Source organism: Streptomyces sp. Q2, from assembly GCF_056820935.1.
Genome location: NZ_JBXEJE010000015.1, coordinates 112779 through 126480, shown reverse-complemented (window position 1 = coordinate 126480; position 13702 = coordinate 112779). Strand labels below are relative to the sequence as shown.

Below are 13702 nucleotides of genomic sequence, written 5' to 3'. Positions count from 1 at the left end.
CTCCTTCGTTCGTCGCCGGCCCGGCCCGCCCGGGCGGTGTGGACGACGCGGGCCTGCGGCATCCGACGTCGGCCCGGGCAACGCTACTCTTTGTATGACGAGACGACAATCCCGTGATTCCCAACGTTTCCGCCTATGGACGTGGCTTCCCTGGCGCGCTACGGTCTCCTCGCTCCCCCCACTTTGTATGACGGAACGACAATCACACGTTCTGACGAACGGTCCCAAAGTCAGGAGGGGTCAGTGTCGACCCACCCGCTCACCGACCAACCGGACGCCGTCCTGGCGGTCGACGGCCTGCGGAAGCACTTCGGCCCGACGGTCGCCCTCCGGGACGCCGCGCTGCGCCTGCTTCCGGGCGAGGTGCACGCCCTCGTGGGGGAGAACGGCTCGGGGAAGAGCACCCTGGTCAAGATCCTCAGCGGTGTGCACCGGCCCGGAGCCGGCTCCATGCGGGTCGGCGGCCGTCCCTTCGCCCCGCGCACCCCGGCCCAGGCGTTGCGGGCGGGCATCGACACGGTGTTCCAGGAAGTGCTCGGCGTCGAGAACCGGAGCGTGCTCGACAACCTCTGGCTCGGCGCGGACGGCCTGCTGCGCCCCGTCTCCCGTGACAGGGGCCGACGCGAGAAGGCGCAAGAGGTCCTCTCCGCGCTACTCGTCACGCCGCCGCCGCTGGACGTCCCTTTCGGCGCGTTGCAGCTCAGCGACCGCCAGGCCTGCGGCATCGCCCGGTCGCTGCTGCGCGATCCCAAGGTGCTGATCCTCGACGAGGCGACCTCCGCGCTCGACCACGACACCCGCACCCGGCTGTTCGCCCTGCTCAAGCACCGAGCGGAACTGGGCATGAGCATCGTCCTCATCACCCACCGGATGGACGAGATCCGCGAGATCGGCGACCGCGTCACCGTGTTGCGGTCGGGGAAGACGGTGGGAACCCTGGGCGCGGACTGGAACCCCGACGAGATGATCCGGCTGATGACAGGCGGCACGCACCTCGTCCAGGAGCCGGTCCTCGCCGCCGCGGACGCCGCCCTCGGCGAAACCGCCGGCCGCCCGGTCGTCCAGCGCGTGCGCGGCTCCCGCCTGCGTCCCGGCGCCGCGCCGTGCGAGGCGGAGTTCCGTCGCGGCGAGATCGTCGGGCTCGCCGGGCTCGAGGGCCACGGCCAGGACGAGTTCCTGCGCCTCCTCCTCGGACACGGCGACACCGAAGGTGTTCTGCGGATCGAGGGCGACCAGGAGCACCGGGTGACCGGCCCGGGGCGAGCGCGGGACCTCGGCATCGCGTACGTGGCGCGGGACCGGCGCGGGGAGTCGGTCCTTCCGTGGATGTCCATCCTGGACAACTTCGCGATCGCCACCGCCCGCCGGGACGTCACGCGGGGGCTGCTGTCCGCGGACTCGGCGGAGAAGCGGTTCGGCCACTACGTCCGGCGACTCAACATCAAGTACGGCCGCTCCTCGGACGCGATCACCACGCTGAGCGGCGGCAACCAGCAGAAGGTGGTCATCGCCCGCTGGCTGGCCGCCGGTCCCGACATCCTGCTGCTCAACGACCCGACGAGGGGTATCGACGTGGGCGCGAAACGCGATCTCTACCGGCTGCTGCGCGAGCTGTCCGAGGCCGGGCTGACCATCGTCATGCTCTCCTCGGAGGTCGACGAGCACGTCGAACTGATGGACCGCGTCCTGGTCTTCCGCGAGGGTTCGCTCGCCGCGGAACTCGGGCGGGCGGAACTGAGCAGGGAACGGCTCGTCGACGCCTTCTTCGGCGGCGTGGCGGTGACGGCATGAGCACCACCGACCGGACCGCTCCCGCCTCCGCCCCGCGGCACACCCGAACGACGGGTACCGCGTCCCGACGCGGCAGCCTCAGGGCCCTGTTCGCACGGCACACCTATCTGTTCGCGCTGATCCTGGCGGCGGTGCTGCTGATCGCCAACCTCGCGAAGCAGCCCGGCTTCGGGAGCACCGCACAGCTTGCCGCCCTGGCCCCGCTCGGCATCGCCGCGATGGCGAGCGTGCCCTCGATCATGAGCGGTCGCGGAGGCATCGACCTGTCGATCAGCCCTCTGATGACGCTCAGCGGCCTGCTCTACGCGACCCAGCTCCAGCCGAACGGCCTGGGCGGCTACGTCGCCCTGCCCGTCCTCATGATCGCGGGCGCGCTGGTCGGAGCCCTCACCGGCCTGCTCATCGTTGTCGGCCGGCTCCAGCCGATCGTCGTCACCCTCGCGATGTTCTTCGTCCTCACCGGGCTCGACCTCAAGCTGGCGCCCAGCCCCACCACCGTCGCCGGCACCTGGATGGCGGGTTTCGCCGGGTCCATGGGCCCGGTCCCCGGCGGGCTGGTCGCCCTGGCCGTCCCGGCGGTCCTCTGGCTGCTGGTCACCAGGCTCACGACGTACGGCAGCCTCCTGCGCTCGGTCGGCGGCAACGACGTCACGGCGTTCACCAGCGGCGTGCCCGTCGGCGCCGTCCGCGTGCTCGCCTACGCCCTGGGCGGCGCGATGGCGGCCGTGGGCGGCCTGGTGCTCATCGGGCTGGCGTCGACGGCCGAGTCCGGCACGAGCTCCGCGTACACCCTCATCGCGATCGCGGCGGTCGCGCTGGGCGGCATCCCGCTCCAGGGCGGGGGCGGCGGCATCGCCAACGCGCTCGCCGGCGCCGCCGCGATCTACCTGCTGCAGAGCCTGCTCGGGGTGCTGCAGGTCTCGCAGACCTGGCTCCAGGTGATCTACGGGGCCCTGCTCATCGGTGCGGTCCTCTTCGGGGCGATCGCGGCACGAGAACTGAAGGAAGGCCGATGACGACCACCCAGCAAGGCTCGCTAGGAACGGCGCCCGCCGCCCCCGGCGACGACGCGGCGACACCGGTCGTCGAGCGCCCGGCCCCCTCGACCGGACAGCTGCTGCTCTCCTGGCAGCGGCGGTTCCCGCTCGTGCAGATCCTGCTCACCCTGGCCGTCCTCGCCTGGGGCGCGGCCGCCATGCCGGGCTTTCTCGAGCCGACGAGCATCCGCTCCGTCCTCGTGCTGTGCGCGCTGACCGGTCTGGCCTCCATCGGGCAGACCCTGGTCGTGCTGATCCGCGGCATCGATCTGTCCCTCGCCGGATTCATCGTCGCGGGAGCGGTCACCGTGACCCAGTTCAGCGACGTCGCGGGCGTACCGCTGCCCGTCATGCTGGGCGCCGCGGTCGCCTGCGCCGCCACGATGGGCGGCCTCGTGGGGTACGTGTGCCACCGCTTCGCCGTCCACCCGATCATCGTCACCCTCGCCGCGGGCTCGATCGCCGTCGGAGTGACCGCGGTCCTCAGCCAAGGCGGCACCGGCGTCGGCGCGCCCGGCTGGGTGGCCCGCCTGAGCGCGCCCATGTCGTCCACCTTCGGCCTCCCGGTGCCGCCGGTCGTGGTGATCTGGGTGCTGGTGATCGCCGTGGTCTCCGTGGTGCTGCACCGAACCCTGCCCGGCCGTCGGCTCCTCGCGACCGGCGCGAGCCCGGTGGCCGCGGACCTCGCGCACATCAGTACCCGCCGGGTCTGGATCACCGTCTACGCCGTCTCCGCGGCCCTCGCGGTCCTCGCGGGCGTGGTGCTGGCCGGCTTCGCCGGGAGCGTCGACAACCGGCTCGGCAACCCGTACCTCTTCCAGAGCATCGCCGCGGTGGTCCTCGGCGGCACCGCGTTCGGCGGGCCGGGGAGCTACACCCGCACCACCGTCGGCGTGCTGCTGCTCACCGTCGTCTCCACCGTCCTCGTCGGGCTGGGCTTCCAGGAAGCCGACCAGCAGATCCTCAACGGCGTCGTCATCCTCGCCGCGATGGCCGTCTACGGCCGGGAGCGCAGGCTCCGCGACCAGGTCTGAACCCGCCCCTCAGCAAGCTTCCACTCTTCACCCGCGCGGCACAGGGCTGGGACGCCCGGCCGCAGCGGCACCCATCCCAGAAAGGCACCCCATGAACAGATCCACCTCCCGGCGCGCCCGCACGCGCGTCGTGGCCTCCTCCACCGCGATCGTCCTCACCTTCGTGCTCGCCGGCTGCGGCGGGGCGAGCGGCGCGGTCGGCGGCGGCGCGGCCGGCGGCGGCACGACGGACACGAAGGGGAAGGCGGCGGCCGACTGCGGACAGGTGCCCACCGTCGCGCCCAAGGACCCCGACGGCGCCGTCAAGGCACTGCCTTCGGACGTCCAGAAGGCCTACAACGCCTACGGTGAGGAGGTCTTCGCCAGCGCCTGGCGCGACAAGAAGGCGCTCGGCCGCCCGGCCAAGGTGGGCTTCTCGTACCTGCCCGCCTCCAACCCGTACGCCGCGGCCGTCGTCCAGCAGGTCGAGGCGAGCTTCGCCGACGCCAAGGCCCAGGGCCTGGTCCAGGGCAAGCTGGTCAAGCGGATCATGACCGATCCGGCGACCATGACCCCGGCCGAGCAGATCCGCGGCTACAACGAGTTGGTCGACTCCGGCGTCGACATCATCTACGTCACGCCCCTCTCGGGAGAGGCGATGGTCTCCGCGGTCGACGCCGCGGGCAAGAAGGGTGTCGTGACGGTCGCGCTCTCCTCGACCATCCGCTCCAAGTACGCCGTCAACGTGGCCGAGAACGCCTACCTGAACGTCGCCGAGCCGACGGCCCTGGTCGCCAAGCAGCTCGGCGGAAAGGGCGACGTCGTCATCGTCCGCGGCTTCCAGGGACTGTCCGCGGAGACGATCGGCTACCAGGCCGTCAAGGACATCCTCGCCGCGTGCCCCGACATGAAGACGATCGGCGAGGTCAACGGCGCCTACGTCGCGCCGGTGGCCAAGTCCGAGCTGCTGAAGTTCCTCTCCAGTCACCCCCAGAAGATCGCCATGGTGGCCCAGCTCGGCGTGATGGGCTCCGGGGTCTACGCCGCCTTCGAGTCGACCGGGCGGGACGTCCCCAAGGTGGTCGACGCGGGTGCCTCCGCCTCCTCCCTGGCCTCCTGGAAGAAGCTGGCGGCCGACGGCTACGACAGCGCCGGCACGGGCGGCAACGGCACCCAGCAGGCGAAGGCCTGGTTCACCGTCGGGATGATGGTGATGCAGGGAGCGGGCCCCAAGGCCGGCACCCTCACCCGCGAGCCGTCGGTGATCACCAAGGCGAACCTGGCCGACTACCTGCCCACGGGCGCCACCCCGAGCGACCAGGGAGAGGTCAACGACGGCGAGGCGTGGATGCCGCGGGAGTACCTCGACAAGTTCTTCGACAACCCCGCAGCCGCGAAGTAGGGACGGCATGGACGTCACCTCGGGAGGGGGCCGCCGCGATTGCGACGGCCGCCTCCGCGGGAAAGCCGCTCTCGTCACCGGTGCCGCCTCGGGCATCGGCCTGGCCACCGTCCGCCGGTTCGTCGCGGAGGGAGCGCGGGTCGCGGCGGTGGACCTCGACGCCGAAAGGACGGCCGAGGCCGTGGCCGGATGCGACGGCGTCGTCCCCCTCGGGGCCGACGTACGGGACAGCGGTCAGGTGGACGCCGCCTACGAACGCGCTCTCGCCGAGTTCGGACGGCTGGACGTCGCGGTGAACGCCGCGGGCATCTCGGGCGCGCAGGCCGACATCTGCGACCTCACAGACGAGGACTTCGCGGACGTCATCGCGGTGAACCTGGCCGGAACGTTCTACTCGGTGCGAGCCGCCGTACGTGTGATGCGGCGCAACTCCCCCTCGGGCGGCTGCGTCGTCAACGTCTCCAGCGTGGGAGCGCTGGCCAACTTCCCGTTGCCGGCGATGTACCCGGCGTCCAAGGCGGGCGTCCTGGGGATGACCCGCGCGGTGGCCGCGCTCGTGGCGACCGACGGGATTCGCGTCAACGCGGTGGCACCCGGGGCTACGGACACCGGCATGCTGCCCCAGGACCAGCAGCTCCGGCGTGCCGTCGTCGAACTGGGGGTGCTGCGTCGGGCGGCCTCCCCGGAGGAGATCGCGCACACGATCCTGTTCCTCGCCGGCGACGAATCGGCGTTCTACACCGGGCAGACGCTCTCACCGAACGGCGGGTACGTCATGCACTGAACGGGATACGCCCTGCTCCGAGCCGCCATTCTCCGAGCCGCCGGAGGGCGGCTCGCGGCGCGGCTCTCAGAGCGAGGCGCCGCTGAACGGCAGCCCGCTGGTGGCGGACAGGCCCTCGAGGCCGGCCCGCTTGGCCTGTTCGATGTGGTGGTTGCAGGCCCGCACGGCGGCCTCGGCATTGCGGGCCTCGACGGCCTCGACCATGGTGCGCAACTCCTGGACGCTGCGTGCGGTGCGCCCGGGCTGTGCCAGGGACGTGGCTCGCAGCAGGCTCAGCCGGGCCTGGACGCCGCCGAGCGTGGAGTGGACCGAGCGGTTGCCGCAGCCGCGCAGCAGGACGTCGTAGAAGTGGTCCTTCGCCTTGAGGATCCGCAGGGTGTCACCCTCCCCGCCCCCGCCGGCGGCCTCGGCCAGCTGCTCGAACGCCGCACGCAGCTCCGCCACCTGCTCGTCCGAGGCGACCTCGGTGAACCGGCGTACCGCCAGCGCCTCCAGGACGGCACGCAGCTCGTACAGCTCCAGGGCCTCCTGCGGCGAGGGCACCACGACGACGGCGCCCTTCTGCGGAATGGTCTTCACCAGGCCTTCCGCCGCGAGTTCCCGCAGCGCCTCGCGGATGGTGGTGCGCGAGACGCCGATCTCCTCGATCAGCTCCCGCTCGATCAGCCGCTGGCCAGGGGCGTAGTGGAAACTGAGGATCGCCTGACGCAACACATCCAGCACCTGCTGACGCAGAGGTGCGGCGACCCGACCCACCTGGGAGGCCAGATCGGTGGGTTCGACGGAGCTGCGGGGTGCTGAGTTGCCTGATACGGTCACGCACTCAGAATACGGTAAGGCGATCGTACAACCCAGCGGCGTTCGCTCCTGGGGCGGAGAATTTCAGCCGCTGACTCGGAATGTTCAAACGAGAGACACATGCGCCGCCTCGGGTGGCGCGGTGGCAGGGGGCGAGGCCGCTGCGCACCCATGTCCAGTGATTGTATGACAGCCCTACAAGCAGGGGAACAGCTTCCCGTCCTCTCTTCTCCTCGGGCCGGGCCTCCTGACCCCTCCGGGCGGCCTGGGAACCGTACCCACCTTGCCCGCACCGTGTGTCTGGCGCAGGCTGTTCATATGCCTGGGCGCGACGGCCCCACGTTGATCACCTCCGTCCAGCGGGCCTTCCGCCTGCTGGAGGTGGTGAGTGCGCACGAGAACGGCGCGCCGGCGAAGCAGCTGGCGCGCGAGACGGGCCTGCCGCTGGCCACCGCCTATCACCTGCTGCGGACGCTGGTCCACGACGGATATGTGCGGAAGCTGGACGACGGCGGGTTCATCCTGGGCGACAAGGTGCAGGCGCTGCACACCACGGGCCGTGGACAGGCGCTGCTCAGCCGGGTCCGTCCCACGCTCGCCGCGCTGCGGGACGAGCTCGCGACCGCCGCCTACCTCACCTTCTACGAGGAGGGCGAGATCCGGGTCGCCGAGATCGTCGACGGCCCCCGTGCGCCCCGCGTCGACCTCTGGGTGGGCTTCGAGGACGCGGGCCACGCCACCGCGCTGGGCAAGTCCGTGCTGCGTGAGCTGGACGACGAGGCCCGCAAGGACTACCTCTCCCGTCACCACCTCGCCGACCTCACGCCGCGGACGATCACCAGCCGGCCGGAACTGCTCCGGCGCCTGGACGCCTCGCCCGTGGCCCCGGCCGTCACGGACCTGGAGGAGTACGCCCTCGGCACGGTCTGCGTCGCCGTCCCCGTCTACAGCGGGGACACGCTCGGCTCGCTCGGTGTCTCCCTGCCGGCGGACCGGCTCTCCAGGCTCCCCGAGATCCAGGCGCGGCTGCTCCCGACCGCGAGCCGCGTGACCAGGGGCCTGTCGCTCACTATCTGAAAATCCACTCCTTGTGGCGTACGCATCGAACACGTTTCCTGGATGAAACGGTCATTTCCGGATGGTGCCCGCTCACAAGTGAGGATTGCGGACAGACATGAGTCAGGCCCGAGACCATGGTGACGACCACTGGCCGATGCGGCCGTTCAGAAACCGAGTGGGCGGCCCCGGGGCCTCGGTATGCAGGCGAGCCTTCGCGCAATTGGCCGCAGGTGTGCCCGTGCTGCCCGTGCTGATCGTTTCCCTCGTCGTGCTGACCGACCTCGCCGACGGGGCGGGAATGATCTGGCTGCCGTTGCTCGCGGCCGGGCCCGCGCTGGCAGCCACCACCAACGGGCCGCGCGGGGTCCTCTGCGTCGGCCTCCTCGCCGTCGTGCTCGGCGCGACGCTCGGAACGCGGGAGAGCGTTCCGGGCCGCGAACTGGCGGCCGTACTGTCCGCCCTGGTGGCCGTCACCCTGGCGAGCGGCCTGGCCAGCGCGCTGCGCGGGCGCCGCGAACGGGTGCTCGCCGCCGTCCGATCGGTCGCGGAGACCGCCCAGCACGCACTGCTCAAGCCGGTGCCGGCGACCGTCGGCCCGTTCCAGGTGGCCGTCCGCTACAGCGCCGCGGCGGCCGAGGCCCGTATCGGCGGAGATCTGTACGCACTGATCCCCTCCCCGTACGGAGTGCGGCTGATCGTCGGCGATGTGCGCGGCAAGGGGTTGCCGGCCGTGGGGACCGCCGCACTGGTACTCGGTGTCTTTCGTGAGGCCGCCTACGACGAGCCCGATCTGATCGCCGTCGTCGACAGGATCGAGCGGAGTCTGGCGCGCAATCTCGGCCATGACGACTTCGTCACCGCCGTAGTCGCCGGATACCCGCGGACAGGGCAACTGGAGGTCGTGAACTGCGGACACGCACCCCCGCTGCTGGTCCGCGCGTCCGGTGCCATCGCGGCGGTGGAGCCCACGGCCCCGGCCCCACCCCTCGGGCTGCGCGCCCTCACGGACCATGCGCCCGACCTCCAGGTCCTGCCCTTCGCCGACGGGGACCAACTGCTGCTCTACACCGACGGTGTCACCGAGGCCCGCGACCACGGCCGCGCGTTCTATCCCCTCGCCGAAGGGCTGGCACGCCACGTGACCCACGAACCGGCACGAACCGTCGGCGCGCTCCACGACGAACTGCTGGCACACGTGGGCGGACGACTGCACGACGACGCGGCGCTGCTCCTGATCCGCAAACCGGCCCTGCTCGAAGCGGCTATTCCCGAGCCGGCGTCCGAGGCCGGTCGCGACAGCGCGGCCCCGGCCGCCGAGCTCTGTGACCACCGGTCCGAGGGGAGTCGTGGAACGCCGTGACGTGGGTCAGGGCGGACCGCACGGCCTGGTCGCGGAACTCCCTTTCCGCCACGCCGTGTTGCGGGATTCGAGGCTGTAGGCGCCTCTTCTGTCCGGAGTGCTGACAGGGCGAAGATGGATATGTACATTGCGGCAGTCAAGAAGCTGCACAACATCTTCAGCTCCCGTGTGCTGACGAGTCGTCGTGGGTGTTCGCTGGCCTCCGACACGGGTTCACAGGTGCTTCCGTCAGGAGGGGCCCATGCAAAGGCGCGTTCTCGGGCTTGCATTAGTGATGATCACGGCCGTCGGTACGGCCGGATGCGGGTCGTCGGACTCGGCGGCCGGCGGTTCGTCGTCCTTGGGAGGGACCACCAAGGTCAAGGTCGGCATCATCCCGATCGTCGACGTGGCGCCGCTCTATCTGGGCCAGGAGAAGGGCTTCTTCAGCAGCCGGGGCATCAAGCTGGAGATGGTGAGTGCCCAGGGCGGCGCCGCGATCATCCCCGGCGTGGTGAGCGGCCAGTTCCAGTTCGGCTTCAGCAACACGACGTCCCTGATGATCGCCCAGGTCAAGGGAGTGCCGGTCAAGTCCGTGGCCAACGGCGCGGCCTCCAACGGCAAGGTCGGCGCCGACGTCACCGGGGTGGCGGTGAAGAAGGACAGCTCGATCAAGTCGGCCAAGGACCTCGCCGGGCACACGGTGGCGGTGAACACCCTGCAGAACATCGGCGACACCACGGTCCGTCACTCGGTCCGGGAAGCCGGCGGTGACCCCTCGAAGGTCAAGTTCGTGGAGATACCGTTCGACCAGATGCCGGCCGCACTGGACGACGGGCGGGTGGACGCCGCCTGGATGGGCGAGCCCGCCTCGACGATCGCCGAGGCGCAAGGTGCCCGCGTCGTCGCCTCGCCGTTCGCCGAGACGGACCCGAAGCTCACCGTGGCGACGTACTTCACCTCGACCAAGCTCGCGCAGGACAACCCCGACCTGGTGAAGAAGTTCAGCGCGGCCATGGCCGAGTCCCTGCGCTACGCCACCGACCACCCGGACGAGGCCCGCCAGATCCTCGCCACCTACACGAAGATCAGCGGCGACGTCCTGAAGAACCTCACGCTGCCCAGTTGGCCGGCGGAGGTCGACATGCCCTCCCTGGAGAAGCTGGCCGCACTGGGGGAGAAGGACGGCCTGTTCGGCGACAAGAAGCCCGACCTGAACACGCTGTTCTCATGACCAGCGGTCCCGTGCCGGTCGCCCCGAGGTGTGGGGACGTCTGTGGTGGCCTCGTCATGCCCGGGCGACAGCGTCGGCCGGCATGGCTGACATCTATGAGCTCTCCGTCGCGCTGAACCTGCGCGAGGACTTGTCCGACGAGGAACTCGCGGAGCTTCGATGGCATCTCGGTCTGGGTCCCGAGCCGGCGGTTCTCCGCATCGTGGCCGAGTTTCCGAGCGTGGTGGAGGACGACTTCGGTGAACCCGTCATAGAGAACCTCCCCGTGCCTCTTCTGGGCCGGCACGGCGGCGCGTGGAAGGTGGGCGGGGCGCTCACGTCGGTACTTCTCCGGCCGGAGGACCCCACGACGGGGGCATGGGCGCTCACCGTCCGCCAGGAGATCCACCCTGACCGGTTCGACGTCGTCGCCGAACTCCTCACCTGGCTGTCCACCAAGGCGGACGACCGACACCGCCGCGAGAACGGGACGGTCCAGGTGGGCTGGACCAGGTTCCATGAGTCGGACCGGTTCGAGCCCCTGCTCATCCGGGACGGCTCGGTCGCGTGGCCGTAGATTCCGTTCTCGCTTGCCTGCCGCCCGTCACGGGGTCAGTCGTACTCCGGCTGCCACATGGCGTCCTGGATCTGCTGGATCACGTCGTCGAGGCGGGCCCGGGCGACGCCGTCCGCGTCGGCGCGGCGGGCGACGGCAGCGGCGACCACGGCCGACGAGGTGCGCAGGTTCTCCACTTCCGGCAGCAGGGCGGCGCCGGGCTCCGACAGGTCGGCGAGGCCGGCGACGGCTTCCGCCGCGGCCTGGAGCATGCCGTCGGTGATCCGCTCGGCACGGGCCACCACGGCACCCAGCCCCAGCCCCGGGTAGAGAAGGGCGTTGTTGGCCTGGCCGATGACGTACGTGGTGCCGTCCAGCTCCACCGGGGGCACCGGGATGCCGACGGCGACCAGAGCCTTGCCGCCGGTCCACCGCAGTACGTCCGACGGCATGGCCTCGATCTTCTCCGTGGGGTTGGACAGCGGCAGGACGACCGGCCGCTCCACGTGGCGGGCCATGGAGCGCACGACCTCCTCGGTGAAGGCGCCGTGCTGGGTGGAGGTTCCCACCAGCACGGTCGGTCGCACCTGGTCCACCACGCCCGGCAGGTCGTCGGGCCGGTCGTCGGGCCACTCGTCGTCGGGGCGCGCGTACGGTTCCTGGTAGTCACGCAGCCCTTCCGTGGACCGCCGCAGCAGGCCCTGGCGGTCCACGCACCAGATGCGCCGGGTGGCCTCCTCCCGGTCCAGTCCGTCGCGGACCATCGCGTCACGCAACTGGTCGGCGATGCCCACGCCCGCCGTCCCGGCGCCGAATACCACGACCCGCTGGTCCCGCATGGGCGTGCCGGTGACCCGCACCGCGTTCGTGACGCAGGCCAGGGTGATCGCACCGGTGCCCTGCATGTCGTCGTTGAACGTGCAGATCTTCTCGCCGTACTGCTGGAGGATGCGGCGGCCGTTGCCGGGGCCGAAGTCCTCCCAGTGCAGCAGCGCGTGCGGGAACAAGTCGCCCGCCGCCTCCACGAAGGCGGCGACGAACGAGTCGTACGCCTCGCCGCGCACCCTGCTGTGCCGGTTGCCGATGTACAGCGGGTCGTTGAGCAGCGCCTGGTTCCCGGTGCCGACATCGAGCATCACGGGGAGGGCCCGGCCCGGATGGATGCCCGCGGCGGCGGTGTAGACCGCCAGTTTGCCGACCGAGATCTGCATGCCGCCCACTCCCCAGTCGCCGATGCCGAGGATTTGTTCCGCATCGGTCGCCACCACCAGGTCGACGTCGTCGGCGCCCAGGCCGAGCGCCTCGAACGCGGGGCGTACGTCCTGGGGTCGGTCGACGGACAGGTACACCCCGCGCGGCCGCCGGTATTCGTGGCTGTACCGCTTGATCGCCTCGCCCACCGTCGGGTCGTACACGATCGGCAGGAGTTCGGTGAGGTGATCGGAGAGCAGCCGGAAATAGAGGACCTCGTTGCGGTCGTGGAGCTGCTCCAGGCACACGTTCTTCGCCAGGTCGTCGGGTTGCGCCCGCAGTTGCTCCCAGGCGCGGCGCGCCTGGAACTCCAGGGACAGCACCGCGGGCGGCAGCATCCCTACCAGGCCGTGCCGCTCCCGCTCCTCCTGGGTGAAGGCGTTGCCCTTGTTGCCCAGCGGGTCGGCGAGCAGCGCGCGGCCGCCCGGCTCCCTGCTACTGGTGTGCCCCTTCCCCCTCCCATTGTGGCGATCAGGTGCACTGTTCCGGGGCGGGGCCATCGGCTCTCCTTACGTCGGCGCCTGCCGTCAAGGCACTTCTGTGCCAGGCGCCCCGGGTACCCCGGCAGGCGCGGCAGGGACGCCGCGGGCCCGTCCTTTGCCGCACTTTTGACGTGGCCCCGCACCTCGGCCGGTCTCCTCCCGGGTCGCGGCCACCTCGTCGACGTGCGCGGACGCCGACGCGACCGCGCACGGGCCGGCTCCATACGGTGGGCGGATCACCGGCGAGGCGCGGTCGGGCCGCGTCGGCTGCCGTAAGTCCACCGGCTGTCGCGACGTGCCGGTCAGTGCCGCAGCCTCACCTCAGTGCCGCAGCTTCACCTTGCTGACCGCGGCGACGCCGAACGCCGCGAGGGCGATCTGAATGAGCCACTCGACCCAGTCGACGCCGTCGGTGTCGGCGACGTCGAGGCCGGAGGCGATGCCGGTTCCGATGAACGCGGCGATGATGCCGATCGCGATCGTCCAGAGGATGCCGATACGTTGACGTCCGGGGACGACGAACCGGCCGAGAACACCGATCACGATGCCGATGACGATTGCGCTGATGACGCCTGAGATCTCCATGAGCGGTCTGTCACCCACCCCTCACTTGTCGGTGACATTCGAGTGCCCGTTCGAGACGACATCAGTCCGCCTCGGCGGTACGAGCGTGGGCCGGCGCGAAGACGCCCGGACCCGATGCTTCGGGACCGGCCGATTCGAAGCGAGATAGGCCGGTCACGGCTACAGGGTGCTGGTGCATGAGGACCTCCCGGTGGGTCATGACGCTCGCCGGCAGCGTGCCGAGCCCTGACAAGTCGTCGTGACAAGCCGTCGTACGGCTCACCCGCCACTACCTGGAGCACATCGAACGCGTCGACCCGCTCCTGCGTGCGGTGATCGAGGCCAACCCCGACGCGCTGCAAGAGGCCCGACGCCTGGACCGCGATCAGCGTCCCGGCCGGCTTCGCGTTCGG

General features: G+C 70.8%; 12 protein-coding genes. 9 read left to right on the top strand and 3 right to left on the bottom strand.

Features of this window, described 5'->3' with window-relative positions:
• The first annotated feature begins 243 nt into the window (after window positions 1–243).
• From ACWBNA_RS18330 to ACWBNA_RS18310, 5 genes are all read left to right on the top strand, one after another.
• The gene (locus tag ACWBNA_RS18330; protein WP_482705436.1) at window positions 244–1791 is read left to right on the top strand and encodes a sugar ABC transporter ATP-binding protein; all 1548 of its coding nucleotides are present in this window, start codon (window positions 244–246) and stop codon (window positions 1789–1791) included.
• On the top strand, window positions 1788–2807 hold the full coding sequence (locus ACWBNA_RS18325) for an ABC transporter permease (protein ID WP_482705435.1): 1020 nt from the start codon (window positions 1788–1790) through the stop codon (window positions 2805–2807). Before ACWBNA_RS18330 ends, ACWBNA_RS18325 begins: the two co-directional genes overlap by 4 nt.
• Window positions 2804–3862 carry an ABC transporter permease gene (locus ACWBNA_RS18320; RefSeq protein WP_482705434.1) on the top strand — a complete coding sequence of 353 codons (1059 nt, stop codon included), beginning with the start codon at window positions 2804–2806 and terminating at the stop codon, window positions 3860–3862. The genes ACWBNA_RS18325 and ACWBNA_RS18320 overlap by 4 nt, the downstream gene beginning before the upstream one ends.
• Window positions 3863–3953: 91 nt before the next feature.
• Window positions 3954–5243, top strand: coding sequence for a substrate-binding domain-containing protein (locus ACWBNA_RS18315; protein ID WP_482705433.1), 1290 nt, complete (start codon window positions 3954–3956; stop codon window positions 5241–5243).
• Window positions 5244–5250: 7 nt separating this feature from the next.
• Entirely contained in the window at window positions 5251–6027 is a 777-nt protein-coding gene (locus tag ACWBNA_RS18310; RefSeq protein WP_482705431.1) for an SDR family NAD(P)-dependent oxidoreductase, read from the top strand.
• Between the two features lie 66 nt (window positions 6028–6093).
• On the opposite strand, the gene ACWBNA_RS18305 is transcribed toward ACWBNA_RS18310, so the two are convergent.
• Window positions 6094–6846: a GntR family transcriptional regulator gene (locus tag ACWBNA_RS18305; protein WP_482705430.1), complete on the bottom strand. Its 753-nt coding sequence runs from the start codon at window positions 6844–6846 to the stop codon at window positions 6094–6096.
• Between the two features lie 297 nt (window positions 6847–7143).
• Here ACWBNA_RS18305 and ACWBNA_RS18300 point away from each other — a divergent pair, with 297 nt between their 5' ends.
• The 4 genes from ACWBNA_RS18300 (at window position 7144) to ACWBNA_RS18285 (ending at window position 11013) form a co-directional block, all read left to right on the top strand.
• Window positions 7144–7902: an IclR family transcriptional regulator gene (locus ACWBNA_RS18300; RefSeq protein ID WP_482705429.1), complete on the top strand. Its 759-nt coding sequence runs from the start codon at window positions 7144–7146 to the stop codon at window positions 7900–7902.
• Window positions 7903–7999: 97 nt separating this feature from the next.
• Window positions 8000–9244 carry a PP2C family protein-serine/threonine phosphatase gene (locus ACWBNA_RS18295; RefSeq protein ID WP_482705428.1) on the top strand — a complete coding sequence of 415 codons (1245 nt, stop codon included), beginning with the start codon at window positions 8000–8002 and terminating at the stop codon, window positions 9242–9244.
• A gap of 241 nt (window positions 9245–9485) precedes the next feature.
• Entirely contained in the window at window positions 9486–10457 is a 972-nt protein-coding gene (locus ACWBNA_RS18290; protein WP_482705427.1) for an ABC transporter substrate-binding protein, read from the top strand.
• Window positions 10458–10539: 82 nt separating this feature from the next.
• Complete coding sequence (locus tag ACWBNA_RS18285; protein ID WP_482705425.1) at window positions 10540–11013, top strand: hypothetical protein; 474 nt, start codon at window positions 10540–10542, stop codon at window positions 11011–11013.
• A 35-nt stretch (window positions 11014–11048) separates the two neighbouring features.
• Here the strand turns inward: ACWBNA_RS18285 and ACWBNA_RS18280 are convergent, their stop codons facing one another.
• Window positions 11049–12743 (bottom strand): NAD-dependent malic enzyme, encoded by a 1695-nt coding sequence (locus ACWBNA_RS18280; RefSeq protein ID WP_482705424.1) that lies wholly within the window; start codon window positions 12741–12743, stop codon window positions 11049–11051.
• Between the two features lie 303 nt (window positions 12744–13046).
• Window positions 13047–13310: a GlsB/YeaQ/YmgE family stress response membrane protein gene (locus tag ACWBNA_RS18275; protein WP_482705423.1), complete on the bottom strand. Its 264-nt coding sequence runs from the start codon at window positions 13308–13310 to the stop codon at window positions 13047–13049.
• Between the last annotated feature and the right edge of the window lie 392 nt (window positions 13311–13702).